The organism is Methanocellales archaeon, assembly GCA_028715985.1.
Lineage (GTDB): Archaea > Halobacteriota > UBA148 > UBA148 > UBA148 > UBA148.
In genome coordinates, this window is record JAQUQR010000001.1 from 68,893 (window position 1) to 93,605 (window position 24,713).

The 24,713-nt window shown below is 43.1% G+C and carries 36 protein-coding genes; 30 read left to right on the forward strand and 6 right to left on the reverse strand.

Annotation, left to right across the window (positions count from 1 at the left end):
- The first annotated feature begins 12 nt into the window (after nt 1-12).
- From PHI74_00400 to PHI74_00415, 4 genes are all read left to right on the forward strand, one after another.
- On the forward strand, nt 13-657 hold the full coding sequence (locus PHI74_00400; GenBank protein MDD5484484.1) for a phosphatase PAP2 family protein: 645 nt from the start codon (nt 13-15) through the stop codon (nt 655-657).
- Between the two features lie 23 nt (nt 658-680).
- On the forward strand, nt 681-1,745 hold the full coding sequence (locus PHI74_00405; protein MDD5484485.1) for a metallophosphoesterase: 1,065 nt from the start codon (nt 681-683) through the stop codon (nt 1,743-1,745).
- Nucleotides 1,746-1,794: 49 nt separating this feature from the next.
- Nucleotides 1,795-2,232: a flavodoxin domain-containing protein gene (locus PHI74_00410; GenBank protein MDD5484486.1), complete on the forward strand. Its 438-nt coding sequence runs from the start codon at nt 1,795-1,797 to the stop codon at nt 2,230-2,232.
- A 255-nt stretch (nt 2,233-2,487) separates the two neighbouring features.
- Complete coding sequence (locus PHI74_00415) at nt 2,488-2,736, forward strand: hypothetical protein (GenBank protein MDD5484487.1); 249 nt, start codon at nt 2,488-2,490, stop codon at nt 2,734-2,736.
- Nucleotides 2,737-2,785: 49 nt separating this feature from the next.
- On the opposite strand, the gene PHI74_00420 is transcribed toward PHI74_00415, so the two are convergent.
- Both PHI74_00420 and PHI74_00425 read right to left on the reverse strand, forming a co-directional pair.
- Nucleotides 2,786-3,520, reverse strand: coding sequence for a hypothetical protein (locus tag PHI74_00420; GenBank protein ID MDD5484488.1), 735 nt, complete (start codon nt 3,518-3,520; stop codon nt 2,786-2,788).
- An 8-nt stretch (nt 3,521-3,528) separates the two neighbouring features.
- A complete protein-coding gene (locus PHI74_00425) occupies nt 3,529-3,741 on the reverse strand; it encodes a hypothetical protein (protein MDD5484489.1) in 213 nt (70 codons plus the stop codon).
- Nucleotides 3,742-3,875: 134 nt separating this feature from the next.
- On the opposite strand from PHI74_00425, the gene PHI74_00430 reads away from it, so the two are divergent.
- The 25 genes from PHI74_00430 (at nt 3,876) to PHI74_00550 (ending at nt 20,565) form a co-directional block, all read left to right on the forward strand.
- Nucleotides 3,876-4,049: a 4Fe-4S binding protein gene (locus PHI74_00430; GenBank protein MDD5484490.1), complete on the forward strand. Its 174-nt coding sequence runs from the start codon at nt 3,876-3,878 to the stop codon at nt 4,047-4,049.
- Nucleotides 4,050-4,245: 196 nt separating this feature from the next.
- Entirely contained in the window at nt 4,246-4,665 is a 420-nt protein-coding gene (locus tag PHI74_00435) for a DUF134 domain-containing protein (GenBank protein MDD5484491.1), read from the forward strand.
- A 184-nt stretch (nt 4,666-4,849) separates the two neighbouring features.
- A complete protein-coding gene (locus PHI74_00440) occupies nt 4,850-5,167 on the forward strand; it encodes a DUF5320 domain-containing protein (GenBank protein ID MDD5484492.1) in 318 nt (105 codons plus the stop codon).
- An 86-nt stretch (nt 5,168-5,253) separates the two neighbouring features.
- Nucleotides 5,254-6,108: an Mrp/NBP35 family ATP-binding protein gene (locus PHI74_00445; protein MDD5484493.1), complete on the forward strand. Its 855-nt coding sequence runs from the start codon at nt 5,254-5,256 to the stop codon at nt 6,106-6,108.
- A gap of 85 nt (nt 6,109-6,193) precedes the next feature.
- Complete coding sequence (locus PHI74_00450; GenBank protein MDD5484494.1) at nt 6,194-6,604, forward strand: NifB/NifX family molybdenum-iron cluster-binding protein; 411 nt, start codon at nt 6,194-6,196, stop codon at nt 6,602-6,604.
- Between the two features lie 109 nt (nt 6,605-6,713).
- On the forward strand, nt 6,714-7,190 hold the full coding sequence (locus PHI74_00455; protein MDD5484495.1) for a metal-dependent transcriptional regulator: 477 nt from the start codon (nt 6,714-6,716) through the stop codon (nt 7,188-7,190).
- Between the two features lie 50 nt (nt 7,191-7,240).
- Entirely contained in the window at nt 7,241-7,933 is a 693-nt protein-coding gene (locus tag PHI74_00460; protein ID MDD5484496.1) for a DUF169 domain-containing protein, read from the forward strand.
- Nucleotides 7,930-8,331: a NifB/NifX family molybdenum-iron cluster-binding protein gene (locus PHI74_00465; protein ID MDD5484497.1), complete on the forward strand. Its 402-nt coding sequence runs from the start codon at nt 7,930-7,932 to the stop codon at nt 8,329-8,331. Before PHI74_00460 ends, PHI74_00465 begins: the two co-directional genes overlap by 4 nt.
- Before the next feature lie 46 nt (nt 8,332-8,377).
- Nucleotides 8,378-9,247, forward strand: coding sequence for an ARMT1-like domain-containing protein (locus tag PHI74_00470; protein MDD5484498.1), 870 nt, complete (start codon nt 8,378-8,380; stop codon nt 9,245-9,247).
- Nucleotides 9,244-10,095: an ATP-binding protein gene (locus PHI74_00475; protein MDD5484499.1), complete on the forward strand. Its 852-nt coding sequence runs from the start codon at nt 9,244-9,246 to the stop codon at nt 10,093-10,095. The genes PHI74_00470 and PHI74_00475 overlap by 4 nt, the downstream gene beginning before the upstream one ends.
- A gap of 5 nt (nt 10,096-10,100) precedes the next feature.
- Nucleotides 10,101-10,787 carry a DUF364 domain-containing protein gene (locus tag PHI74_00480; protein ID MDD5484500.1) on the forward strand — a complete coding sequence of 229 codons (687 nt, stop codon included), beginning with the start codon at nt 10,101-10,103 and terminating at the stop codon, nt 10,785-10,787.
- Between the two features lie 17 nt (nt 10,788-10,804).
- A complete protein-coding gene (locus PHI74_00485) occupies nt 10,805-11,650 on the forward strand; it encodes an ATP-binding protein (GenBank protein ID MDD5484501.1) in 846 nt (281 codons plus the stop codon).
- Entirely contained in the window at nt 11,647-12,486 is an 840-nt protein-coding gene (locus PHI74_00490; GenBank protein MDD5484502.1) for a putative manganese transporter, read from the forward strand. Before PHI74_00485 ends, PHI74_00490 begins: the two co-directional genes overlap by 4 nt.
- A gap of 1 nt (nt 12,487) precedes the next feature.
- Complete coding sequence (locus PHI74_00495) at nt 12,488-13,141, forward strand: MBL fold metallo-hydrolase (GenBank protein ID MDD5484503.1); 654 nt, start codon at nt 12,488-12,490, stop codon at nt 13,139-13,141.
- Nucleotides 13,113-14,096: a radical SAM protein gene (locus PHI74_00500; GenBank protein ID MDD5484504.1), complete on the forward strand. Its 984-nt coding sequence runs from the start codon at nt 13,113-13,115 to the stop codon at nt 14,094-14,096. The genes PHI74_00495 and PHI74_00500 overlap by 29 nt, the downstream gene beginning before the upstream one ends.
- Nucleotides 14,077-14,658, forward strand: coding sequence for a DUF1847 domain-containing protein (locus PHI74_00505; GenBank protein ID MDD5484505.1), 582 nt, complete (start codon nt 14,077-14,079; stop codon nt 14,656-14,658). The genes PHI74_00500 and PHI74_00505 overlap by 20 nt, the downstream gene beginning before the upstream one ends.
- A gap of 20 nt (nt 14,659-14,678) precedes the next feature.
- Nucleotides 14,679-15,047, forward strand: a complete 369-nt coding sequence (locus PHI74_00510; protein ID MDD5484506.1) for a GIY-YIG nuclease family protein — start codon at nt 14,679-14,681, stop codon at nt 15,045-15,047.
- Nucleotides 15,048-15,108: 61 nt separating this feature from the next.
- Nucleotides 15,109-15,264 (forward strand): AbrB/MazE/SpoVT family DNA-binding domain-containing protein, encoded by a 156-nt coding sequence (locus tag PHI74_00515; GenBank protein MDD5484507.1) that lies wholly within the window; start codon nt 15,109-15,111, stop codon nt 15,262-15,264.
- 190 nt (nt 15,265-15,454) lie between these two features.
- The gene (locus PHI74_00520) at nt 15,455-15,781 is read left to right on the forward strand and encodes a hypothetical protein (protein MDD5484508.1); all 327 of its coding nucleotides are present in this window, start codon (nt 15,455-15,457) and stop codon (nt 15,779-15,781) included.
- A 159-nt stretch (nt 15,782-15,940) separates the two neighbouring features.
- Complete coding sequence (locus tag PHI74_00525; GenBank protein MDD5484509.1) at nt 15,941-16,663, forward strand: CARDB domain-containing protein; 723 nt, start codon at nt 15,941-15,943, stop codon at nt 16,661-16,663.
- Between the two features lie 356 nt (nt 16,664-17,019).
- Nucleotides 17,020-17,469: a thioredoxin gene (gene trxA / locus PHI74_00530; protein MDD5484510.1), complete on the forward strand. Its 450-nt coding sequence runs from the start codon at nt 17,020-17,022 to the stop codon at nt 17,467-17,469.
- Nucleotides 17,466-18,413: an AAA family ATPase gene (locus tag PHI74_00535; GenBank protein MDD5484511.1), complete on the forward strand. Its 948-nt coding sequence runs from the start codon at nt 17,466-17,468 to the stop codon at nt 18,411-18,413. Before trxA ends, PHI74_00535 begins: the two co-directional genes overlap by 4 nt.
- The gene (locus PHI74_00540) at nt 18,373-19,590 is read left to right on the forward strand and encodes a VWA domain-containing protein (protein ID MDD5484512.1); all 1,218 of its coding nucleotides are present in this window, start codon (nt 18,373-18,375) and stop codon (nt 19,588-19,590) included. Before PHI74_00535 ends, PHI74_00540 begins: the two co-directional genes overlap by 41 nt.
- Before the next feature lie 4 nt (nt 19,591-19,594).
- Entirely contained in the window at nt 19,595-19,894 is a 300-nt protein-coding gene (locus tag PHI74_00545) for an MTH1187 family thiamine-binding protein (protein MDD5484513.1), read from the forward strand.
- Nucleotides 19,891-20,565: a class I SAM-dependent methyltransferase gene (locus tag PHI74_00550; protein MDD5484514.1), complete on the forward strand. Its 675-nt coding sequence runs from the start codon at nt 19,891-19,893 to the stop codon at nt 20,563-20,565. Before PHI74_00545 ends, PHI74_00550 begins: the two co-directional genes overlap by 4 nt.
- A gap of 52 nt (nt 20,566-20,617) precedes the next feature.
- Here PHI74_00550 and PHI74_00555 read toward each other — a convergent pair whose 3' ends face one another.
- Genes PHI74_00555 through aroA form a run of 4 tightly spaced genes read right to left on the reverse strand, consistent with a single transcriptional unit; the run spans nt 20,618 to nt 24,326 of the window.
- On the reverse strand, nt 20,618-21,250 hold the full coding sequence (locus tag PHI74_00555) for a cytochrome c biogenesis CcdA family protein (GenBank protein MDD5484515.1): 633 nt from the start codon (nt 21,248-21,250) through the stop codon (nt 20,618-20,620).
- Between the two features lie 21 nt (nt 21,251-21,271).
- Complete coding sequence (locus tag PHI74_00560; protein ID MDD5484516.1) at nt 21,272-21,937, reverse strand: TlpA disulfide reductase family protein; 666 nt, start codon at nt 21,935-21,937, stop codon at nt 21,272-21,274.
- Between the two features lie 28 nt (nt 21,938-21,965).
- The gene (gene aroC, locus PHI74_00565; protein MDD5484517.1) at nt 21,966-23,054 is read right to left on the reverse strand and encodes a chorismate synthase; all 1,089 of its coding nucleotides are present in this window, start codon (nt 23,052-23,054) and stop codon (nt 21,966-21,968) included.
- Complete coding sequence (gene aroA, locus PHI74_00570; protein MDD5484518.1) at nt 23,055-24,326, reverse strand: 3-phosphoshikimate 1-carboxyvinyltransferase; 1,272 nt, start codon at nt 24,324-24,326, stop codon at nt 23,055-23,057. It lies immediately after the preceding gene.
- Between the two features lie 62 nt (nt 24,327-24,388).
- Here aroA and PHI74_00575 point away from each other — a divergent pair, with 62 nt between their 5' ends.
- Nucleotides 24,389-24,682: a hypothetical protein gene (locus tag PHI74_00575; protein MDD5484519.1), complete on the forward strand. Its 294-nt coding sequence runs from the start codon at nt 24,389-24,391 to the stop codon at nt 24,680-24,682.
- Nucleotides 24,683-24,713: the final 31 nt, after the last annotated feature.

Genomic DNA, 24,713 nt, shown 5'->3' on the forward strand with positions numbered 1-24,713 from the left:
TAATAATTATAAATGAAAAAGTTTTTAAAAACACTGCTATCGAATTTCCTGAAATCCTTTTCGGGTAAGTTTTTTATTTGGCATATCATTGCCATTGCTCTGACATACATCCTTGTAATCTCTGGATTTGATTGGTGGTATTTTTTGCATACGAGAAGTTTTATTCTGAATGTAATTTCATTTCCAGCAATCATTTTGGGTGGCCTTGGCGTGATTATTATGCTCTTTGTACTCTTCTGGATCGGTAAAAAACGCAATCATGCAAAAACAAAGTTAACCGCTTGGGCAGTTGGACAGGCAGCATTACTTGGTTGGCTAATCTCTTCTATATACAAAGCATTTACCGGCAGGATTCAGCCAAACCTTCAAGAAATCGGCACTGACATCAGTCATCAGTTCAATTTTGGATTTTTAGAGCATGGTATATTTTGGGGTTGGCCATCATCTCATACTACCGTCGCATTCGCCATAGCACTCACTCTTATCATGATGTTCCCAGAAAATAAGAAACTAAAGTGGGGCGCTTTGGCTGTCGCTTTATATATTGGACTCGGCGTATCATCCAATATTCATTGGTTTTCCGAATTTATAGCCGGCGCCATAATAGGTTCGGCAATTGGTATAGTAGTTGGTAGAAGTTTTAAGAAAGGTTATTAAAATTTAGATTATTTATACTAACTATGAATAAGAGAATCCAATTCGTTATATACTTTTTATTATTTTTGCTGATTTATATAAGTCTCAACTCGTATGTTGTCCTCAGGCTTGGCGGACTTCTAGGAATAGGAAGAAACATCCTGTATTTGTGGATAGCATTAGCTACATTATCCCTGCCGGTTGCTGTGTATTTTGAGAGGATATTTCCTAATATCTTATCTAGGATATTTTATACGGTATCAGCATTGTGGATGGGAATCCTTCTCTTCACATTATGTTCACTCTTGATATATGAAGTGATAAGACCTTTCTATACCATACCTTATGCAGGAATGATAATTGTTATCGTAGTCAGTGTGCTAAGCATTATCTCAGTAATAAATGCTGTTGGGATTGTGGTGAAAGAAGTAGAAGTCCCTATTAAGAATTTGGAAGAGGATGTCACTCTTGTTCAGCTTTCAGATATCCATGCAGGCACGATAAGGAATTCGGGCTTTTTGAAAAAGATAATTGAAAAAGCAAACAAACTTGATCCAAATATAGTTATGATAACCGGTGATATGGTTGACGCCAGTGCCAGGCTCCATGGAAGTATGTTCAGTGATTTCAACAGATTGAAGGCTCCGATTTATTTCGTTACCGGGAACCATGAGGTCTATGAAGAAACAGATAAGGTATATGCGCTTTTTAATGATACAAAGATAAGGGTATTGAGGAATGAGGCTGTTGATTTTGATGGAATCCAGATAATCGGAGTTGAATTTTCAGAGGACAAAGGCCATCTCGGGAAAGAGCTTGAAAAACTGAAGATAGATAAGTCAAAGCCTGCTGTGCTTATGTACCATTCCCCTGCCGGGACTGAGGATGCAAAAAGAGCAGGAATAGATCTTCAGCTTGCAGGGCATACACATTCTGGCCAGATATTTCCATTTAATTTCTTTCTTAGGATGTTTTTCAAGCACATTAAAGGGCTTTATGACTTTGAAGGCATGTTCCTCTATGTTTCCCCCGGCACTGGTACATGGGGCCCGTACATGAGACTTGGTTCAAGAAACGAAATAACACTTTTAAAGCTGATTGCGAAATAGAATCCTTTGAGAAGAAACTTGAGCTTGCCAAACGACAAGGAGGATACAAATGAGTGTTTTACTTGTATGTCCAAAGAGTAAAGGAAATACATTTAATATATGCAGTTATGTTGCAAATAATAGTGATGCAGAATTCTTAGTACTTAATCAAAGCCAAGTAAATGATTTGAAGAAGTATACGTCTATAATTTTATGTTCTGGGGTATATGGAGGTGAAGTACATAAAGATTTACTGAGATGGCTAAATCAAATAGAAAGAGCATCAATACATGAAAATGCAAAGATTTATGTGTTTTTGAATTGGTTTGGCAGAGGGCAATCAGATAAAAATGCAATAAAAGGATTGGAGAAGATACTCAAAGAGAAGAAAATGAGATTAGAAAACGACTACATGACTTGTTATGGGGGAAAGGGACTTATCAGGTATAGTCATCCTAATAAAGAAGATTGTGAAAAAGTATTAAATTGGGTGAGATCAAAAACATAACCAGCCCCTATGAAGGATACCATCAAGAACATGTCACGAAAACATGATAGATTGTATGATATTGTTTAGAATTAGTGCAAAAAAGTGATAGACATAGAATTCTGACTATGCTTTAATAGAAGACGGAAATAAACAAAAATGCGCCAAAGTACACCCATGTACTTTGGCGGATGGAGATGTCGCTTCGGACGCTGGTTCATCACCCATGCCTACTTTACTTTGCTCAAGTAAGCAACCATGGTCAGGGGGGCGAAGATGATCACGACCACCAACGATCCGATGAGCGAGTACCAAAAGTTATTACCGATAATGCCTTGGCTGAAAAGCTCTCGGGTTGCGCCGTTTCTGCGATGGCTGCCCATTATTGCTAACAACTTCATGGCTTGCCCCTCGTCACTTTATGCATCACTTCGGATACCAACGCAGGCTGCTCTTGAGACACTCGATGTACAATTTCCAAGGCCGAACACTCCCCGTAAAAATCTGGCAGTTGAGCGATCCTGAAGGGATTCGTCTCAAACTCTTGGCTCTCCCGGGCGGAGCAATCGGAAAATTATTTGTAATCATTGCCGGATTGTTTTATCGTGTACAGGTAGATCCTTTCTAAAGGCAGGCTGTGGTCCGGTGTCCAGCCGTCGAATGTCCATGTATAGGAGACGATCCGGGTTCCGGGTTTGAGTTCCTTGACCAATTTATCCTTCAGCCTGTTATTTGCAGACTGGAAAAGAAATAGAGTCACCACAGTGGCCTCCTCCAGGGGCTCTGTAAAGAAATTGCCGAACCTGAGCTGAACCCTGCACGATAAGCCTTTGACAGCCACCTTGATCCGGGAGATCATGTATCGTAAAGGATCAGCCTCAATGCCCACACAACGGACGTTGTACTCCTCGGCGGCCAGGCAGACAACATTACCTTTTCCGCTTCCTAGATCATAGAAGATGTCCTTCTCAGTGACTTCAGCCAACTCAAGCATTTTCCGGATGATTGGGTCCGGTGTTGTTTCATATCCTGCGCCTATAATAAAGGTCCAGTATTTCCATATAAGATACATAATCGTGAAGGTGATGGCTGAACATGCAAGGCAGATGAGCGTGCTCCACGGCGCGAAGGGGCAGTGCGTTTTGTAGCCCAGAACGCTTATCCTGCCCGCCGTTGCCTGGGGCACGAGTGTCCAGATGGCAAGTAGGGCGAAGATACTTGTCACGATAATGAGTATTGTATAGGCCAGTAGCACTTTTGTCGCTTCTGAATTGTTATTATTTACGTCATCATTTCTCGGCTCTTCCATAGTACTTCCTAAAGTTTAATTGCCCTTTCTTCATCAACATTGAATAGACTTCCTGGCAGCCTCATACAACCGAACCCAAGAATAGACAATTTATCTCCTGTTTTAGGAACCTCTCTATATAACATATCTTTTCCTTCTAATGCTGGTATTTTCTCGCCTTCCTTGTAGTCTTCAGGCACACCGGATGATCCTCCGTTTATTAATGCTACTTTTCTTGACATATAGTTTGCCTACTAAACATTAATTGTCCTTATACACTAAATTAAAGTTTAGATTTGCTAGGTAATCTGAAGTTTTTAGCAAATCTATAAATATCATGAATGAATGAACATGGCAGAAAGGAGATTTGATACCTATGTCAGTAAAAATCAATGTAGAAAAATGTGTAGGGTGCGGAACGTGCGTAGAGGAATGTCCTAACGACGCCCTCTCTCTGGAAGACGACATAGCAGTAGTAGACGACGATCTGTGCGTTGAATGCGGTCTGTGTGTCGAAGTTTGTCCATCAGAAGCCCTATCGCTCGATTAGAAGATAAATTCGGTTAATACTCAAGGAAAAGGCAACGTATCCCTCTAATCCATTTTAATTTATTTACTCGTCCGTGCCTTTCGCCTTTACTTTATTTTAACATGTTCCCCCTAAACTAACTATATATGGCCAGGCATTTTTGTTTTGGCGCATTTGAGCAAAAGCTTATATAGTATTATAGCGCATATGTGCATATATGGTGGGAAGAGGCGGGGCTAGGTGTAGAAGAGGTAGACCTCGGTTCCAAAGATGGATTTCACAGGTACCTGTCACTAATTACTTTAATCCGAGTAGTGTTCCATGGCGACCAGTGATGCGACCTCTAGAAACGGTAAACATAAAAATTGAGGAGATAGAGGCCATGCGACTTGTGGACTTGGAAGGACTTGAACAAGAAGACGCAGCACGGGAGATGGGGACCTCGAGAAAAACGCTATGGAGGGATTTGAAGTCCGGGAGGAAAAAGGTTGTTGACGCCCTCATAAATGGAAAAGCTATCGAAATAAAAGGGGGTAGCTACTCAATAGTTGAAAAGGAGATAAATAAAAAGGAGATGAATAAAAAATGCCTAGATATGGACGTGGAAGAGGATTCTGGGGACCAGGTTTCGGAATGAGGTCTGGTTTAGGGTTCTGCAGATGGTTCCCATGGTTGCCCAGATGGTGGTGGACTGGCATGTATGGGCCGATAACACCCTATGCGCCAGGACCATATGGATACAGGACTGGATATGGAGTCCCATACGGTTCCTATATTTTGTAAATTTGTAAATAAAAAATGACTGAGAGGAGGAAGAATAGATGGCAGGATATAGACATAGGTATATATATTACATGACTGGTTTGCCAGGATGGATGAGATTTGGCTTTAGCCCGGGATGGATCGGAAGAAGTCCTACGGGGTTACCGCCAGCAGCACAGTATCTAATGGAGACGGGACAGATGCCGCAATTCACGTCTTATATGGACCAAGCTGCTGCAGCACCGATGATGCCTGCGGGCATGCCGATGCCCCAAATGCCAAAGGAGCAAGAAGTTGCAATGCTAGAGGGCCAGGCAAAGATGTTAGAGCAACAGTTGGAACAGATCAAGAAACGTCTTGAAGAGCTTATGAAGTAAAAGTGTGATCTTTGCAGTGACTTCCTAACTTAAATACTAGGAGTAATAGATGCAGATGCAGTTATATCAGGGGGCTAGGACTGGCTATGGCTGATCAAAAGAAAGAGACAAAAGATGGTAAAAGGGAAACTATAAAAACGAACTTTGTAGAAGCCGGAGAAGCTGGAATAAACCGGGTGAAGCACAAGCTCATGGTCATGAGTGGAAAGGGCGGTGTTGGAAAGACAACAGTTGCAGTAAATCTGGCAGTATCACTCGCCAACAGGGGATATAAGGTGGGTCTGATGGATGTGGATATACATGGACCAAACGTTCCAAAGATGCTTGACATCGAAGATGAACGCATCAGATCCTCTCCTGTAGGCATGTTACCGGTCACGGCGTTACCAGGGTTAAAAGTAATGTCAATAGGATTTTTACTATCGGATAGAGACACACCAGTAATCTGGAGGGGTCCGGTGAAAATGAATATAATCAAACAGTTCACTTCGGATATTGCCTGGGGGGAGTTGGATTATCTGGTGATTGATTTGCCACCAGGCACGGGAGACGAGCCATTAAGCGTTGCACAACTTATTCCAAATGTAGATGGAGCCATAATTGTAACGACGCCCCAGGAGGTATCGTTATTGGATTCCAGAAAGGCCGTGAATTTCGCAAAGCAGGTAAAGGTCCCAGTGATCGGAATAGTTGAAAATATGGCCGGTTTGGTCTGCCCAGAATGTGGTACCCAAATTGATCTGTTCAAAGTAGGTGGTGGAGAGAATGCGGCCTTGGAATTGGGTGTGCCTTTCCTTGGGAGGATACCAATCGACCCAAAGATTTGCGAGTCAGGCGATTCTGGAGTGCCGTTCGTTTTAGAAAATAACCCAAATGATACAAAACACTTTGAATTGATAATAGACAAAGTGGAGGAATTTGTGAAAGGCAAATTAGAATAAAATTCAGAATTTTCATCCTTTTTTGCTTATGGGGTGATATGTAGGTAATAACTTTAGTGTTTAATGAAAAATAAGGTGATAAACAATGAAAATATGTGTAACAGCATCCTCTGGAAGTTTAGAAGCCCAGTTAGATCCTAGATTTGGAAGGTGTCAGTATTTTTTGATCGTAGACTCGGATACAATGGATTTTGAAGCGGTGCCAAACATGAGTGCCGACACGATGGGTGGTGCTGGTATCCAGGCAGCGCAGGCAGTAGCAAACAAGGGCGTTGAGGTGGTTATCACCGGAAACGTCGGTCCTAATGCCTTCCAAACCTTGTCTTCAGCGGGAATCAAGATAATAACCGGGGCTTTTGGCACAGTTAGGGATGTTATTGAGATGTACAAGAGTGGACAGCTAAAAGAAACTTCTGGTGCAACGGTCGGTGAACATTTCGGAATGGGCATGGGTCGCAGTGGGATGGGCATGGGACGCAGAGGGGGCCGTTTTTGAACGGTCTTATGAATATATACATCAATGCAAGTTCCATGGATGGCTAAATAGCGAGAAAGCAGATAACTGCAGATTATCGAATAATCTCAAAAGGGATGGTGGTAGCTGAATGGCAAGTCAAAGCGTTGAGGACTATCTGGAAACCATATATGAACTGAAAAAAGATGGGGGCTATGTTAGGACCACTGATATCTCCTCCTCTCTTGGTGTTCAGCCACCAAGTGTCACCGAGATGATACAAAAACTCGCTGAAAATGGGTTTTTAATCTATAAGAAATACAAAGGGGTTACACTAACGCCAAAGGGGGAGAAATGGGCAAAATCCATAAAACAGCGTCATATGGCGCTTGCGAAATTTTTGGAGATTCTTGGGATAGATGAAGAAATAGCTGAAAAGGACGCTTGCAGAATTGAGCATAATGTTCATACAACTACCATGGAACGCCTGGCGAAATTTGTGGATTTTGTTCACGAAATGGCTCACCATCCAACTTGGTTGAAACATTTCGAGTATTATGTTGAAACAGGAAAACACATCGAATGCAAATGTCCAACATGTGGTAGCAAAATGGGCTCGATTGGGTGAATTGAATCTCAAAGGATTCAATAAAATATTCATTATGGGTGAGTGATTGATTGGAAGAAGAAAATGTCATTGAATTGGCAAGAAGATATTTGAATGTTGGGCCAGTGGCAGTCAAATTCAATTTCAGCGAGAAGAATAAAAGTGCAGATATCCCGAGCAAGCCTTTGAAATATTGTGAAGCTGTTAGCAGGGTAATGAAAACCTCTAAGAGCATGCTCCTTGACTGTGACCATATTTCCTGTCCAGCAGCAAAGGAGATACTTGGCTTTATGGAATGCAATCAATGCAAAATGGGGGAGTGTGTTAAAGAGTTGGTGGAAAAGGGTATGTTTGCAAATGAAGAGCGCGCTATCAAGGCGTTGATGAGTATTCCAAGACCGACAAGGAAACCCCACTCTATGAGTCTATCCACCAACGAAATGATGCCAGATGTTTATATCTTTTATTTGCTACCTCGGGAGTTCATGAAGATCGTCCAGGCATATCAGAGAGTTACGGGGGAAGAGTTAAAATTGGATTTATCTGGCGTCATGTCGGTCTGCGGAAATTGTACCGTTAGGCCCTACTTGACCAATAAAGTTTGCGTGTCCTTTGGTTGCAATGATTCTAGAGAATATGGTGGTATAACAGATGACCGTCTTATTGTTGGATTGACGCCCAAAGTGGCAGCCACCATAATGCACTCTCTAATGGAAATGATGAACGGAAATAGTGAAGAAAGTAAGAAGGAGGTGAAAATGTGAAAGTATGCGTACCAACGATGGGCAATCGAGGTTTAAACGAACAAGTCGGAGAACATTTCGGTAGAGTGCCAACATACACCATAGTTGACACAGAAACGGATGAGATCGAAATCTTACCCAATACAAGTATGCATATGGGTGGTGGGGGATACGCTCCAGAACTTCTATCAACCGTGAATGTAGATGTGATGTTATGCTCTGGATTGGGAAGAAGGGCAATTGGAATGTTTGAGGAGTTCGGTATCATGGTCTATATAGGTGCCTATGGAACTGTGAAAGACGTTGTCCAGATGTGGCAAGAGGGAAAACTACAGCCAGCTACTGATGCGAATGCTTGTGGAAGACATGCGTTTAGAGGTGAAGGATCAGGGTCTGGGTGTGAGAGCCACCACCATTGAACAAGGTTAATGGAAGGATCCTTCTGAAATCCCAGGACTAAATCATATGAAACTTTATTTAGACTGTATCCCTTGTCTCATGAGACAGGCGCTTGAAGCGGCGAGATTCGTTACCAATGATGAAAAAGCGCAGAAGAAAATATTGAAAAAAGTGCTTATTGAGCTTGATGGCATAAATTGGGATACTAGCCCTCTTGAGATAGCGCATGTTGTTCACAGAATTGTCAGAAAAGAAAGTGGAGTCGACGATCCTTATAACGTTGTTAAAAGACAATACAACGACATCGCATTGAAAATGTATCCAAATTTAAAAGGGATGGTAGATCGATCCCCTACGCCTTTGTTGACAGCATTAAGATTAGCTATTGCTGGAAACATAATTGACTATGGTGTAGGATCGAATTTTGATCTGGATAAGGCTATTTTAGGTGTTTTAGAAAAGGAGTTTAAAATCTATGACTTATCGGAGTTTATGCTAATCTTGAAAACTGCCAAAAATCTTGCCTATCTGGCGGATAATGCGGGGGAGATAGTATTTGATAAGATCTTAATTGAAACAATATTAGGGGAGCATGATCTAGATAAAATTTTGTTTGTGATTAAAGATGAGCCGATAATCAACGATGCTACAGAAGAAGACGCTATTTATGTGGGAATTGATGAGATACAATGTATTGAATTTCTTAAAGTTGGAGTTGGTGTACCTGGAAAAGGAATGAACTATTCGAGCAAAGAGTTTTGGAAAATCCTTGCGCAGAGCGATATGGTCATTGGCAAAGGGCAGGGAAACTATGAGGCACTTAGTGGTCATGGGAAAATATTTTTTCTTCTCACGGCAAAATGCCCTGTGATAGCAAAAGACCTCGGAGTGGCCATTGGAGATACAATCTTAAAGTTAAGTGATGGGTTGAAATGAAGATTGCAGTTGCAAGTGGGAAGGGTGGAACTGGAAAAACTACAATAGCCACTAATATGGCATTGTCTCTTGAAAACGTTCAACTCTTGGACTGCGATGTCGAGGAGCCAAATGCTCACATCTTTCTAAAACCAGAAATAAAAAAGCGGATACCAGTTTGCATACCAGTGCCAAAGGTCGATGAAACCAAGTGTGACTACTGTGGGAAATGTGCTGAGTTCTGTGAGTTCAATGCGATCGCTGTTTTTAATAAACAGATCCTGATATTTCCAGAATTGTGTCATGGTTGTGGTGGTTGTCTCCTCGTTTGCCCCAAAAATGCAATAGCAGAGGAATGTAGAAATATCGGTGTAGTCAAAAAAGGAGTTGCCAGAGATATCGAATTCGTATACGGGGAACTAAACATTGGTGAGCCCATGGCAGTCCCGGTAATAAGGAAAGTCAAAGAAGAGATAGATGGAAATAAGACTGTGATCATCGATGCATCCCCTGGCACATCTTGTCCTATGATAGCGGCTGTGCATGGAAGCGATTATTGCATACTTGTAACCGAGCCAACACCCTTTGGTTTGCACGATCTTAGGTTGGCTGTGGAAACGATTAGGGAGATGAAAATTCCGTTTGGAGTCATAATAAACTGCGAGGGAATTGGGGACCAAAAAGTTCAGGAATACTGCAAAAAGGAAGGCATACCTCTCCTACTAAAAATTCCCATGGATAGAAGAATTGCAGAGCTCTACTCACGTGGTACGCCATTCGTCTTGGAGATGCCCGACTGGAAAAACAAATTCTCAGGGCTATTTGATGCGGTGCAAGTCCATGCGCAGCTGAGGGATGGAGGTATATGAACCTAATGGATGACATACTAAGCTCCATAGAAGAAGAACCAGCGGATGACATTAGAGTGGGACTGAAATATACTGCAGTCCGGATTAGGGATAGGGTGGGTTTAGCATACACTTTTCCAGAGTTCAGCTCACCTCCAAAGAATGTTGGGAATCTCATAGGGACGAATACCCTCCCCTTGGCAAAATCGTGGAACCTTACTGAAGCATCGATTGGTACCGCAAGCATAAACGCACTTCTGAATCCAGAGAACTATAAAGTTATGAATGTATCCAATCACATTCTGGCGATCGCTCAAAGTTATGACAAGATAGGGATCGTTGGTCGTTTCCCCTTCATCGATTCACTTGGTAAAGACGCTTTTGTATTTGAGAGACGACCCATACATGGGGCACTGCCAGATACGGCTGCAGAAACATTACTACCAAAGTGCGACTTGGTTGTTATATCAGGGAGCGCATTCGTAAATAAAACTTTACAAAGGTTACTGGAGATCAGCAATGGCTACACTTTCGTGATTGGACCTACTACTCCTCTAACACCCCTTTTGTTTGAATATGGTGCCGACGTGATAGCCGGAGCAATAGTTCACGATGCAGAAAAGGCATTGGAAATCATCAGCCAAGGTGGTGGAACGCGCAGCTTAAAGGGTGCGGTCAAGTTCGTATGCATGGGGCAGATAAGCTCTAAATAAAGTAAGGAAGTGTTCACATGAGGCAGATAACGATCATTAGTGGTAAGGGTGGTACTGGCAAAACAACCATTACTGCTTCTTTTGCGGCTTTGGCGCATAACCCTGTTATAGCAGACTGTGATGTGGATGCAGCCGATCTTCATCTACTGCTCCATCCACTTATAAGGAGCAAACAGGAGTTTAGGGGCTCCAAAGAGGCGGTAATAGATGAGGAAAAATGCATAGATTGCGGGTTATGCGAGGGGGTATGCAGATTTGATGCGATAGATGGGCATATGATAGACCCCATCTTATGCGAGGGTTGTGGTGTTTGTGCATACGTGTGTCCTGAGAACGCAATAACACTTAGGGAAAAGATTTCGGGATATGCTTTCATATCTGAGACCAAGTACGGCCCAATGGTTCATGCTAGGTTAAATATCGCTGAAGAAGCTTCCGGAAAACTAGTTTCACTTGTCAGAAATGAGGCAAGAAAAATAGCAGGAGATCTAATCTTGATAGATGGGCCTCCTGGCATAGGTTGCCCTGTGATAGCATCTCTTAGTGGGGTTGATAGGGCACTGATAGTCACCGAGCCGACGATGTCAGGCTTACATGATTTGGAACGGATTTTGGGGGTCGCTCGCCATTTTGGCATAGCTTCCTTCGTATGTATTAACAAATATGATATCAATGAGGAAAATACCAACAGAATCCTCGAGTTTTGTCGAATAAATGATGTAAATGTGGTGGGCAAAATTTTGTACGATCCGATCGTAACGAAGGCCATGGTTGCCGGAAAGCCCATAGTTGAGTTCTCTGATGGACCGGTCTCGAGAGAAATAAAGGAAATGTGGAATAAAGTAGAGCGCTCTTTGAGGTGAAAATCATTATCCAAGAATTACTTTCAGAAACCCTAAAAATACTTTTGATGGTTTTCGCATTGATGGTACTGGTCGAGTACCTGGAGTTGAGGTTTAAAGATAAGATCAGAGAGGTGCTCACAAAAAAGCCTTTAAGTCAATATGTGGGCTCTTCTTTTCTTGGTGCAACGCCTGGTTGTGTTGGTACCTTCTTTATAGTTTCTCTGTACGTTCATGGTATGATTAGTTTTGGGGCTTTGGTAGCGGTGATGGTAGCGACCGCAGGAGACGAAGCATTTGTGATGTTGGCAATGATGCCCAGAACGGCGTTATTAATCTTTGCCATTTGTTTGCTGTTGGGCGTAATCGCTGGTTTTTTGGCTGATGGCATTGCCAAAAAGATCAAATTGAAGACGAGCCAACCCTGTGAAATCGAAATTCATGAAGAAGAAAGGCAGGATATCAAACATTTTCTTGAAGAACATGTATGTAATCATATCCTCAAAAAACACATGCCAAAGCTATTTTTATGGCTATTTTTCACCATGTTGGCGATCGAGCTTCTCATGCTCAGGTTTGATTTGGGGGCAATCCTACCAAAAAATATGCTCTTTTTAATCCTTTTAGCCGCCCTAATAGGAATACTTCCAAGTTCAGGTCCACACTTGATTTTCTTTTTATTGTTTGCTAAAGGATTAATCCCTTTTTCTGTCTTGCTTGTCAATTCCATAGTCCAAGACGGTCATGGCTTGCTACCTTTACTTTCCTACACTATCAAAGATACGATTTATGTTAAGGTCTTTAACGTTGCATTTGGCTTGGTGGTTGGATTGATATTAATTTTGATGGGTGTTTAAAATGAAACTTAAAGTAATATATGACAATGAAGCATGTAAGGGACTAAAATCTGGTTGGGGCTTTTCCTGTCTTATCGAGGATGAACGAAAAGTTCTATTTGATACCGGATGGGATGGCTCTATACTACTATACAATATGAAAGCGTTGGGCATCGATCCAAAGGACATTGAAATCATCGTGTTGTCTCATGACCATTGGGATCACATCGGTGGATTGACATGGGTGTTAAATTTAAATCCTGGTACAGAGGTTTACGCGCCTTCGTCTTTTTCAAAGCGTTTGAAAGAAGAGATATCATCGAAGGCAAAGTTGATTGAAGTGGATGGGCCGGTAAAGATATGTGAGCGCATTTATACTACGGGCGTGCTTGGGACCACCACAAAGGAGCAATCTCTTCTCCTTGAGACTAAAGAAGGGCTGATCGTAATAACCGGATGTGCTCATCCTGGGATATCTGCGATTCTGGATAGAGCCTCATCAATTGGACACGTGTATGGCATAATGGGTGGATTTCATGGTTTTGAAGATTACGATCTGCTGAAAGATAAGGGCTTTATAAACCCCTGCCACTGCACGATGCATAAATCAGAAATTTCGCGACTTTTTCCAGACACGTGTGAAACCAATGGCGCTGGATGGAGCATGGAGTTCTGAAGTCATGAATTCACAAAGTCACATCTTCGGACCAGTGCCCTCTCGACGGTTGGGCTTCTCTCTAGGACTGGATTTGGTACCCTATAAGACTTGCTCCTTTGACTGCGTTTATTGTCAGTTGGGAAGGACGACGAACAGGACGACAGAGCGGAGGGAATACGTCCCTAAAAAGTTGATTATGGAAGAGTTGGAGGAGCGCCTTACCAAGGGCGAGGAGATAGATTATATCACGTTTTCCGGATCTGGAGAACCAACTTTAAACTCAAAGATTGGCGAAATGATAAGAGATGTCAGGCGAATGACCGATATTCCCATAGCCGTTCTGACAAATGGCTCATTGCTCTTTGATACGGGGGTGAGGGTTGACTTAAGGGGTGCCGATCTAGTTATCCCCTCATTGGATGCTGTTAAGCAGAATATATTCGAAATGGTGAACAGACCGCATGAGGGCTTATTAATAGAAAGGATGGTTGAGGGATTAAAAAAGTTCAGAAAAGAGTTCGAAAACGAGATTTGGCTGGAGGTCATGCTGGTCCAGGGTATCAATGATGACTTGGGCGATGTAAAGCGAATGGCAGATATTATCAGCGAAATAAACCCAGACAAAATTCAATTGAATACGGTTGTGAGACCTCCGTGTGAATCCTTTGCTTTGCCATTAGATCCAGTCAAAATGAAGGAAATATGTAAAATGCTAGGCGAAAAAGCAGAGATAATTACATCGCATGATCGAAGGATGCAAAAGGCATATGACAAGGAAACAGAGGGCGAGATAGTGACTCTTTTGAAGCGAAGGCCTTGCACGATAGGGGATATCTCAAGCTTTTTGGGAATACACCGAAATGAGGTAGTCAAATATATCGAAGTTTTAGAGCGGGAAAAGCGAGTCATGGAGAGAAAGCATGGCAATAAAAGCTATTTGGTGGTGAGTGAGGATGAAATGCGCTCTGTGTGATGATAAAGAATGCTATTTGGGGAAAGATTGTACTGCGCTTAAAGAAAAAGTTGTGAGAAAATATGAAGTCGAAAATAAGAAATCTGAGATAATGACAATCGCGGCCAACCTTGAGGCAAGATATTATATGAAACTCACGAGATTAGAAGAATTGATAACGTTTTGTAAAGAAATGGGCTATCAAACACTTGGAATTGCATTCTGCATAGGATTGGAGTCAGAAGCCAGAGTATTGCATGAACTATTAGAAAAAGACTTTGAGGTCTATTCGGTTTGTTGCAAAGTCTGCGGGATAGGCAAGGAGAATTTTGGCCTTGAGAAGATAAAGGATGACCGATATGAGGCGATGTGCAATCCAATAGGTCAGGCTATGGTGCTTAATGAGAAGGATACAGATTTAAATATAATATGTGGTTTGTGTCTCGGGCATGACATATTGTTTTCCAAAAATTCAGAGGCGCCAGTGACGACGTTTATCGTGAAAGATAGGATTTTGGCGCATAATCCTGCAGGAGCAATCTACTCAAAATATTATCAAAGAAAGTTTAGAATGAAAAAATGAAAGGCGCTTACGTTTTACTAATGGGGCTTCCTAAGGGTGCGGAGATTCAAGTTGGACACATGGGAAAAATAAAATTTAAAACTGGCTTTTATGCATATGTTGGCTCTGCCTTGGGAGGGTTGGAGTCAAGGATAAGCCGACATCTCAGAAAAGAGAAGAGACTTCATTGGCACATTGATCATTTTTTGACAATAGCGAGGATAAAAGAGGTCTACGTGGGTGGAAGAAAGGAATGTGATATTGCAAAAAGGCTGGCAGATTATTTTGATTGTGTAAAAGGATTCGGCTCTAGCGATTGCGCTTGTGAAAGTCACCTATTTTACGATGAAGATTATGGATTGCTTAGCGAAGTCGTTGGGAAGTTATGTGATAGGTTTGAAATGCTGTGAAAAATTTTCAAAAAAGAATAAACCCAAATACTTTAATATCTATTTAAATAATTATTAAAACATGAAGGACAGAAAAATCCTGAAGGTTGGATCTTCCTATATGGTTACTCTGCCCATGGACATCGTGAGGGGGTTCGGATGGGATGAGAAAACCAGGGTCAACGTGAAGATAACAGGTAAAAGGGCAATCGAGATATCCGAGACCCAGAAAGTATAAAAAAATAAGGACGGAGCAATAACGCCCCGACCGACAATCGGGTCGATACTAACCGATCGTCCTGGGTTCAAATCCCAGCCTCGGCGTATAGGATCACCGCTTTGCTCCTAAAGTATCCGCTCTGCTAAATACTATGAGTTTCTATGAAACCCTCAATATTTTTATAGTAATCTGTTATTGGTTATGTATGATGGACGAAAAAGAGGAGAAGAGGATAAGGGTATTGGAGCTTAAACACCAAGAGCTGATGACTAAGATAAACACTGACTCTATGATAATTGTTTCAATATTTGTTATGGGTTTTGTTGTGATTTTAAACCTCTATAGAGAGAATGTTATGGCTAATATCGTCCTTGGATTGATACTTTTAGGAGTTTTAATTTGGTTTGGTCTTGTTAGCCGCAATGCTTTGAATAGACAATCTAAAGAAAGATTTGATATTGCAAAAAATATCAGAGATCAAATATTCAAACTTGAGGAAGAGGAAAAACAAAAAGAGGATAAAAGTAAATCATAAATCCATTTTGACCGTCTATCCCATCTAACATCTTGGAATAACTAACATCACATTTACGCTCTCTGGCGTTTCTCTTTTCGGGTGGGTAGTGTGTGGCATATATATTTAAGGAACTGAGATAATAGAAACCATTGAAGGGTATTGGGTGGGTCAATTCAAATGAAAAAGGCAACATTCTTCTTACTTTCGTTAATTTTGATTATGTGTGCTTTTTCAGGGTGCATATCGACGAATGTCTCAACGAATGTCTCAATTACTCCAACACTGCCACCCAGACCAACACCAACACCTACCACAACACCAACACCTACTCCTACGCCCACACCAACACCCGCACCAACACCAGCACCAACACCAGCACCAACACCAGCACCCACACCAGCACCAACACCAGCACCCACACCAGCACCAACACCAGCACCCACACCAGCACCAGCAGCACCCACACCAGCTCCAACATTGCCACCCAGACCAACACCAGCAACTACTCCAACACCAGCAACTACTCCAACACCAGCACCTATAGGCGACTTTGTGGTCACTGACATAACCTGTGACCCAGACAGGGTTATAGCAGGCAGTAGAATGCAGATCATAGTCACTGTGAAAAATGGTGGGGCAAGTCAAAGCACCCAAACACTGGTACTTCATGTTGATGGTGAAGAAGTAGACAGAGAAGATGTTACTCTTGCAGCAGGTGCATCCGAAGAAATAACTTTCAAACATCAGACTAAAACCACTGTAAGTCCTGAATCGCTGGGACAAGTCGTTCAGGGACAAAAGGTCGAAGGAGCTCCAGTAGAAAGGGATGTTACGGTTGAAGTAGGTGGAGTAACAACAACGTTCCTTCTAGTGCCGACGCCATTTATGCCAATTACATAGGCATAATTTCTGAGTCTCGTTTATTGGATATTGGCCTTTTTATCCGTCTTTTCGGGCACAAAAAGACGGTAGAAAACCCCCACCATTTCATTAATCTCCTCGACACTCTTGGAATAACTAACCTCAGAATTGACTTTGTAGGAAGTTTGCTCCAAAAGAGGTAGGTTATTCATCTGATGCCCATTTCAAATCGCTCTAAATCGATTCTACGAAGCCGTTTTTCCAGCGATCGGGCAAAATTATCTGAAATTGGCTTTTCATAGGTCTGTGAAATTAGCAAGGAAAATAGCAAGAACTAATTATGACAGAATCACTAAAGTATTGGTAGAATTTTTTGAAACTAAGCATAAACATTTATGAAACTTGAGCCATTTAGGAAATTAGAGGGTGATGCCATGGATGAACTAGAAAGGATTAGGCAGCGAAGAATGCAGAAGTTAAAGAGTCAAATTGATGAAAGGTCGACTCAAGAAGAGCTGAGCTGGCCAAATACACCGATAAATATGACAGATGCAACCTTCGCATCCACTATCAAAAAATACCCTTTGAGTGTAATAGATTGTTGGGCGCCATGGTGCGCTCCTTGCAGAATGGTAGCCCCTGTTATCGATGCTCTAGCTAAAGACTATGTGGGAGAGATCGTGTTTGGAAAGTTAAATGTCGATGAAAATCGAGAGGTAGCGGTGAAATACGAGATTATGTCGATCCCGACACTCCTAGTTTTTAAGAATGGCACGTTGGTCAAAAGAATCGTTGGAGCTGTGCCAAGGCAGCATATTGAACAGGCTCTAGAGGAAAATAAATGAGCCTACGAGATGATCTCAGGACATCGATATTTAAAGTGATTGAGAAGGATCCACTTGCTGGTTTTTATGCTTCAAGGGAAATAAAGGACCAGATTTTAACGGTTCTTGTGGCTGGCAGGCACCTCTTGCTAGAGGGACCACCTGGAACAGGTAAGACTACCTTGGCAAAAGTCATATCTGGGCTATTGCCTGAGATGCAAGTGATAAAGGGATGTCAGTTCAATTGCTCCCCAGAAAAGCCTTCATGCCACCATTGTAAAAACCTAGCGGAAATCGAGTCCGAGACGATTACAGATAGGTTCGTTCGAATACAAGGCTCACCAGAGATATTGCCGGAGGACTTGGTCGGAGATATCGATCCTGTCAACGCATTCAAGTATGGAATCGATCATCCCCTAACTTATCGTCCAGGAAAGATTCAGAAGGCACACCGAAAGATACTGTTCATCGACGAAATAAATCGAATGCCAGAGAAAGTGCAGAACACATTCCTGCAAGTCCTTGAGGAAGGCAGGACGACGATTGCGGGGTTCGACATTGAGTTGGAGGTAGATACACTATTGATTGCCACGGCTAATCCAGAGGAATATGCTGGCACGGAGCGGCTTTCTGCCAATCTCCTAGATCGTTTCGAGTGCGTAAAAATTGATTATCCTTCCATAGAAGATGAAATCAGGATACTAAAAAAGTATGCAAACCCACCTTTTTCAATAGATATAGATACATACAACAAAATCACCAACATTTCAAAAAATCTTCGTGAGGGGGGACAATTCAGCGTCCGCGGGACTATATCGGTTTTGGAGCAGGCCGCAGCACATGCCATGATTCATGGGAAAGATATCATAGATAGAAGCGATATGCGAGTTGCACTCCAGAACTCGTTGAAATCAAGATATGGGGATGAAGATATTGACGCCACAATCGAAAGAGTTCTTAGATGATGTGATAGTGCATCTAATATATAAAATACGACAACATCCGCACGTCATCTCTGGCCCGAGTGTTCGGGGAACTACTTCTTTAAGGCTACTGTTACATGCTAGAGGAAGGCTAAAGAACGATGTGACATCAGAAGATCTGCTGGATTGCGCATTGATCGCATTGCCACATCGTATGGTGGCCTTAAGGGACCCCAGCTCGATTGTGACAGAGATTATCAGCGGTAGAGAGCCAAAGTTTGATAAAAGCGTCATTCTTGCGGACCTAAAAAACATGGCGATACCAAAGGTGGTCGATTTTGATTTTTGGCATCAAGGATCGAAAAAGAAAGCGCGAGTCGTCAGAGCTTCTAACCTCCTTCTGGAGCTATTGGATTTAGTTGACAGAGAGAACATTCTGTTGTTCAGCTTCAACTCAGATATGGACATACAGACCAGACAGTTCATAGAATGGTTGATCGACGTTGGTGTGGTATCCAAAACCGAGAACGAGATTATAATAAAAAAATCGTTCTTTCTAAATCTATCGAATTTCTTGCCGTCTCGGTTCAAGCTGTCGGATCTGTTGGGTGAAAGAGGCTATCCTGTCAACTACAGGGGCAATCCGTTTAGGGAGATATCTGTTAGACACACGTTGCGGAAATTGGCGTCCCTAAAAAAGAAGACCTCGGATATGGAGAAGAAACATCTTATAGTGAGACCTAGGTCCGAGGATAAAAAGGACATCATACTATGTATGGACAACAGCCATTCGATGTCTGGAAAAATGCTACTTGCTAAGGCGATCGCCCTCAACCTGATCAAGACGAGGGGTCGGCACCAATTGGGCATCGTGGCGTTTGGTAATCGTGGATACTTAATTCTTGAACCAACACACGATGAGGGTGCGTTGGTCGATGAGGTAATAAGGATTGGCACCTTTGGAAAGACCAACATGCTGGATGGCTTGAAAGCTTCCAGGAAAGCTTTGAAAGGTGACAACAAGCACATAATATTGATTTCTGATGGGTGCTCAAATATCGGGTCAGAGGAGGAATTGCTACAAATGACCCGCGAGATTGCGATGGCTACGAGAATATCTACGATATGTATCGGTGATAGCAACCTGATGAAAGAGATAGCGCGAATGGGCCGGGGCAGATATCATAATATCGATCCTAACACTTTAAGGAATAAGTAGAACGATGGGGCATTATATGGTTGTAGCAGAGTTAAGCATAATCCCTTTAGGCAAAGAAGTGGGCATAAGCAAATATGTAAAGGCTGCGCTGGAAGCGTTGAAAAGTGCTGACGTGAAATATGAGGCAGGAGCGATGTCCACTACCATTGAGGCTAAAAATTTGGCCGAGCTATTCGATGCTGTGGAGAAGGCTCATGAGGCTGTTTTCAGGATGGGGGCGAAAAGAGTTATCACCACGTTAAAGATAGACGATAGGCGGGATAAGGTGATGAGCATAGCCTCAAAGTTAGGGGCAATCAGATGACCTTTGATGAAATAGCAAGCGAGTATGACGCTTGGTACCAAACACCCTTGGGGGCTTATGCCAACAGGTTGGAGAAGGAGTTAATATTCGAACTTGCGGAGCAGAAGCCAGGAGAAATAGTTTTAGATGTTGGCTGTGGTACTGGAAACTATTCGATAGAGCTTGCACGTATGTGTTTGAAAGTTGTGGGCATAGATACCTCAGTGAACATGTTGAAGATTGCGAGAGAGAAGGCAGAGAAAGGAGAATTAGACATAACGTTTGTCCTCGGTACTGCCGAGAGCTTGCCGTTCAACGATGATCAGTTCGATATGATCTTATTGGTGACCACATTTGAATTTCTAGATCCAGAAAAGGCAATTGTTGAGATGAAACGGGTTTTAAAAAAAGATGGTAGAATCATCCTTGGAGTATTGAATAAATGGAGCTTGTGGGCTTTTGAAAGGCGAATGAAATCGCTATTTAATAAAACCATCTTTGACAATGCCAGATTTTATAGTACCTTGGAGCTCAAGCGATTTTTTGGCAATATGGAATGCAAAACGACGCTATTTGCTCCGCCCAATACGCCCAGTTTTTTGCTGAAATATCTTGAGAGGTTTGAAGGGACGCTATCCACGGTTTTTAAACCTTTTGGTGCATTTATCGTCTGTCGATTCTTGTCCTCTTAAATTCAGTGAAGTCGATTATATGAGTTTTGAGTCAGATTCACAGCTCAGTTATTTATATGGGCATCATATACAGCCCCACTACAATTAATACAATCCCAGCGATGCGTTTCAAGATGGCGTTATACCGCACTAATATGCTGAGACGTTTAGACGAAAATGCCGAAGAATAGGCGATGATTAGCATTGGAGCCCCTAATCCAAGTGAATAGATGAATAACAGTAAGGCACCATAGGGAATGCTGCCACTCACTGCGACCATCGATAGTATGGCGCCAAGTATCGGCCCTACACAGGGTATCCACACGATGCCTAGCGATAGTCCAAGGGTAAATCCCCCGCTCCCTGATGGTGCAGAATAATTGAATCTTATGGGCATCCTGCTTCTAAGCTCTAAGACTTTCTGTTCCAGCTTTTCAGATAGCATGTATAATCCCAGAAAAATGATAACGATTCCAGCAATGACTTTCATGTAGTAAACATAGCCGATGAATGCCATGCCCAACGCAGACGCTGCCACGCCCATGATGGTAAATGACAGAGACACTCCCAAGACGATCGACAATGGTCTAAATCGCCCTTTTCCAGTCGAGTAGGCCATTATCGCCGGAATTAGTGGAAGTACGCATGGTGAAGATATGCTTACAACTCCAGCAGAAAATGCAATCAAAGGCGATAGATCAGTCATTAATTTGATCACCATCCGACGTTAGTATAACAAGCTGTCTATCTCGCTTTTGAGGATTTTGGCCCCAGGAGATCCCAGATGAAAGTATCTGATCGCTCCATCCTCATCGATGAGACATATGGTTGGTAGAATCCATACGTTATAACTCCTGTCAACGGTCGAGGAGGAGCCCATCAGTATTGGCCATCCCATTTCATGTTCTTCTGCGAAAGTCTGCAGCTCCTTAGGAGCTATTTTAGGCTCCTTAACGTCGATGGAGAGGAATATGACCTGATCTTCATATTGCTCATACAGCTGCACTAAATCATTGTCGATCGTGAATTTGCACGCTCCACACCAAGTCGCAAAAAAGTCCAAAAGGACCACCTTGCCCCTATAATCGCTGAGTCTGATCAAGTCGCCACTTGTTGCATCTATTAGCTCGAAATCGGGTGCTAGGGGAAGCTTAGTTGTCGATGTTGGCGTAGTAGACGGTGTGGGTTTAAGTGTAGGGGTAGGTATTGGCGTAGTAGACGGTGTGGGTATTGGTGTAGTAGATGGTGTGGGTATTGGTGTAGTAGACTGTGTGGGTTTAAGTGTAGGGGTAGGTATTGGTGTAGTAGACTGTGTGGGCCTGGGTGCAGGAGACGGTGTTAATGTTACTTTCGGCTCGGTGTCCACACATCCCAAAGATGCTGTGGATATCAATAAAGTGACGATTATCGCTATCCAGATTCTATTTGCTTGGACGGATAAAACCCCCTCTAATCATTTGATCTGCCAGTACGAGAGCTACCATCGCCTCTGCTACAGGAACGATCCTCGGGCATATGCATGGGTCGTGCCTTCCCTTGATCTGGATATCCCTCTCTTCTTTCTCAGCCAGGTCCACTGTTTTCTGGGTTCTCTCTATGGATGGTGTTGGCTTGACTGCAATTCTGCACGCTATGGGCATGCCATTGGATACCCCACCCAAGATGCCACCGGCATTGTTTGTATCCGTCCTCACGATGCCTTTTCTGAGCACAAACGGATCGTTCATCTCGCTCCCTCGCATCGTTGCACATCCAAATCCAACGCCTATCTCAACGCCTTTTACACTTCCGATGCTCATCAGTGCCTTTGCCAGATCCGCATCTAACTTATCGAACACGGGCTCGCCTACGCCTGCTGGTACGTTCAATGCTATTATTTCGACGATACCTCCAACGCTATCTTTGTTTGCCTGCACTTTTTGGATGTGCTGAAGCATGCGTTCCGCAGTTTCCATATCTGCGCATCTCACCATGTTTTGCTCTACGTTCTCTCGGATTTGGTCTAATGTAGTCCCGCCAACGGAAATCCCGCCGATCCGGATCACATGACCTAAAATCTCGATTTTTTGCGACTTGAGCAGTTTCTTTGCTATTGCCCCTCCTGCCACTCTTGCAACCGTCTCCCTAGCAGAGGACCTTCCACCCCCCCTCCAATCTCGGATACCATACTTCGCTTCATATGTGAAATCTGCATGGCCTGGTCTTGGTACATATCGCAGCGATTCGTATTTGCTGGAATCGACGTCCACGTTTTGAACGAGCATTGAGATCGGAGTTCCAGTCGTCTTACCATCGAACACACCCGAAAGGATCTCTATTTTGTCAGTTTCCTCTCTGGTGGAGGCCACAATGCTCTGGCCGGGTCGTCTTCTGTCAAGCTCAGCTTGAATATCGGCTTCGAATAGCTCCAGCCCGGCAGGGCAACCATCCAATACCACGCCCACAGCTTTTCCATGACTTTCACCCCAGGTTGTAATCCTAAAAACGTCTCCAAAGGAGTTTCCACCCATCTACTTCACCTCAAGGTTGGCCCCCATGCCACAAAGATCGTCGAAAAAGTCGGGATAGGATACCTCCACGCATTCGGCATTATCGATTATGGTCTCCCCATCTGCCACTAATCCCGCTATCGTTAGTGCCATGACGATTCGATGGTCACAGTAGCCATGTAGTTCTGCACCATGTAAGCGGTTTCCTTTGATAGTCATCCCGTCAGTTCTCTCCTCTATTTTTACCTTCATCTTTCTTAGCTCAGAGGTCATTGCATGTAGTCGATCCGTCTCCTTATATCGAAGATGTCTTGCATTGCAGATCGTGGTCGTTCCATCTGCTACGGCGCCCAGAACTGCAATGGTGGGGACTAAATCAGGTATCTCCCCTGTGTCAATTTCTATTCCCTCTAAATCGGCTCCGTCCACTGTCACGATGCCCCTGGGCTGATCCCATGATATGTTCGCGCCCATTTTTTCCAGTATCGGAATGATGGCAACATCGCCTTGTTTCGATGGAAACAGATTTCTCACTTTCACCTTAGAGTTTGTCATCGCCGCAGCAGCAAGCATGTATGACGCAGAGGAGAAATCTCCAGGAACGACATATGATCTGAGATCGAACGCTTGATCGCAGGGAATCGAAAATTCTTTAAAATCGGTTTGGATGTGAGCACCTGCTTTTTCCAGTATTTCAAGGGTCATCTCAACATATGGCCTGGATACCAGCTCACCGTTTACCTTTATTACCGTTTCATGCTCGGCGAACGGGCAAGCTATCAACAGTCCAGAAATGAACTGAGAGCTGATTGATCCATCCACGATGGTCTTCCCGCCCTTGAGCTTGCCTTGCACGACTATTGGTGCCTTTCCGTCACCTTTGGTTGAGAATGCCTTTGCACCAAGATCGTTTATCGCTTTGAGTAGTGGTTCATTGGGACGCTCCCTCAGAGAGGCGTCACCAGTTAAAACTGCCGATCCCCCTATCAGGCTTGCGATGGCGGTCATGAATCGAAGAGATGTACCAGAGTTTGCCACATATATCACATCATCTGGAGTCCTCGGTCGACCGCCCACTCCCGTAATATTTAGGGCATTTTCACGATCCTCTATGGTCGATCCAAGGGCTTCACACGCTCGTATAGTGGCCATCGTATCGCCAGAGAGAAGATGACACTTGATGGTAGATCTCTCTCCAAGGCTTGCAATCGCTATTGCCCTATGGGTGTAACTCTTGGACATGGGGGCATATATGTCTCCTTTGATCCTTGAAGATCGGACCTTGACATTCATGACAAATAAATAGATAATACCTATTGATATAAGTATATAATTAATATGATTAGGGTGTTCCCATGCTGACAGATAAATTGGAACATGAACTGGAGTTGTTAGAACGCAACTTGGTCGTCCTAAAAGCGGTGATAAAGGAAGAGCCGATTGGAATATTAAAACTTGCGGAGGAAACCAGCCTCCCAAAGCACAAGGTGCGCTATTCGCTAAGGTTACTCGAGCATGAGGGCCTGGTAGAGCCGTCACTTCATGGTGCTATAACCACTAACAATATGATGAAGTTCAAAGCCGAATTCGGACCAAACATGAAAGCACTGATCCAAAGGTTAAACGGAATCTCACAAAGTTTAAGTTAAACGACAACTATTCTTGTACTCTAACACTCCA

Coding starts and splice junctions, on each gene's coding strand:
- PHI74_00430 (MDD5484490.1), top strand. CDS start 3,876: ATGTCAGTAAAAATCAATGTAGAAAAATGTGTAGGGTGCGGAACGTGC.
- PHI74_00500 (MDD5484504.1), top strand. CDS start 13,113: ATGGCGCTGGATGGAGCATGGAGTTCTGAAGTCATGAATTCACAAAGT.
- PHI74_00540 (MDD5484512.1), top strand. CDS start 18,373: ATGAAGATATTGACGCCACAATCGAAAGAGTTCTTAGATGATGTGATA.
- PHI74_00520 (MDD5484508.1), top strand. CDS start 15,455: ATGGACGAAAAAGAGGAGAAGAGGATAAGGGTATTGGAGCTTAAACAC.
- PHI74_00575 (MDD5484519.1), top strand. CDS start 24,389: ATGCTGACAGATAAATTGGAACATGAACTGGAGTTGTTAGAACGCAAC.
- PHI74_00435 (MDD5484491.1), top strand. CDS start 4,246: ATGGTGGGAAGAGGCGGGGCTAGGTGTAGAAGAGGTAGACCTCGGTTC.
- PHI74_00505 (MDD5484505.1), top strand. CDS start 14,077: ATGAAATGCGCTCTGTGTGATGATAAAGAATGCTATTTGGGGAAAGAT.
- PHI74_00445 (MDD5484493.1), top strand. CDS start 5,254: ATGGCTGATCAAAAGAAAGAGACAAAAGATGGTAAAAGGGAAACTATA.
- PHI74_00495 (MDD5484503.1), top strand. CDS start 12,488: ATGAAACTTAAAGTAATATATGACAATGAAGCATGTAAGGGACTAAAA.
- PHI74_00440 (MDD5484492.1), top strand. CDS start 4,850: ATGGCAGGATATAGACATAGGTATATATATTACATGACTGGTTTGCCA.
- PHI74_00455 (MDD5484495.1), top strand. CDS start 6,714: ATGGCAAGTCAAAGCGTTGAGGACTATCTGGAAACCATATATGAACTG.
- PHI74_00485 (MDD5484501.1), top strand. CDS start 10,805: ATGAGGCAGATAACGATCATTAGTGGTAAGGGTGGTACTGGCAAAACA.
- PHI74_00515 (MDD5484507.1), top strand. CDS start 15,109: ATGAAGGACAGAAAAATCCTGAAGGTTGGATCTTCCTATATGGTTACT.
- trxA (MDD5484510.1), top strand. CDS start 17,020: ATGAAACTTGAGCCATTTAGGAAATTAGAGGGTGATGCCATGGATGAA.
- PHI74_00420 (MDD5484488.1), bottom strand. CDS start 3,520: ATGGAAGAGCCGAGAAATGATGACGTAAATAATAACAATTCAGAAGCG.
- PHI74_00475 (MDD5484499.1), top strand. CDS start 9,244: ATGAAGATTGCAGTTGCAAGTGGGAAGGGTGGAACTGGAAAAACTACA.
- PHI74_00525 (MDD5484509.1), top strand. CDS start 15,941: ATGAAAAAGGCAACATTCTTCTTACTTTCGTTAATTTTGATTATGTGT.
- PHI74_00415 (MDD5484487.1), top strand. CDS start 2,488: ATGATCACGACCACCAACGATCCGATGAGCGAGTACCAAAAGTTATTA.
- PHI74_00400 (MDD5484484.1), top strand. CDS start 13: ATGAAAAAGTTTTTAAAAACACTGCTATCGAATTTCCTGAAATCCTTT.
- PHI74_00535 (MDD5484511.1), top strand. CDS start 17,466: ATGAGCCTACGAGATGATCTCAGGACATCGATATTTAAAGTGATTGAG.
- PHI74_00410 (MDD5484486.1), top strand. CDS start 1,795: ATGAGTGTTTTACTTGTATGTCCAAAGAGTAAAGGAAATACATTTAAT.
- PHI74_00470 (MDD5484498.1), top strand. CDS start 8,378: ATGAAACTTTATTTAGACTGTATCCCTTGTCTCATGAGACAGGCGCTT.
- PHI74_00425 (MDD5484489.1), bottom strand. CDS start 3,741: ATGTCAAGAAAAGTAGCATTAATAAACGGAGGATCATCCGGTGTGCCT.
- PHI74_00550 (MDD5484514.1), top strand. CDS start 19,891: ATGACCTTTGATGAAATAGCAAGCGAGTATGACGCTTGGTACCAAACA.
- PHI74_00450 (MDD5484494.1), top strand. CDS start 6,194: ATGAAAATATGTGTAACAGCATCCTCTGGAAGTTTAGAAGCCCAGTTA.
- PHI74_00510 (MDD5484506.1), top strand. CDS start 14,679: ATGGGGCTTCCTAAGGGTGCGGAGATTCAAGTTGGACACATGGGAAAA.
- aroA (MDD5484518.1), bottom strand. CDS start 24,326: ATGAATGTCAAGGTCCGATCTTCAAGGATCAAAGGAGACATATATGCC.
- PHI74_00555 (MDD5484515.1), bottom strand. CDS start 21,250: ATGACTGATCTATCGCCTTTGATTGCATTTTCTGCTGGAGTTGTAAGC.
- PHI74_00545 (MDD5484513.1), top strand. CDS start 19,595: ATGGGGCATTATATGGTTGTAGCAGAGTTAAGCATAATCCCTTTAGGC.
- PHI74_00480 (MDD5484500.1), top strand. CDS start 10,101: ATGGATGACATACTAAGCTCCATAGAAGAAGAACCAGCGGATGACATT.
- PHI74_00405 (MDD5484485.1), top strand. CDS start 681: ATGAATAAGAGAATCCAATTCGTTATATACTTTTTATTATTTTTGCTG.
- aroC (MDD5484517.1), bottom strand. CDS start 23,054: ATGGGTGGAAACTCCTTTGGAGACGTTTTTAGGATTACAACCTGGGGT.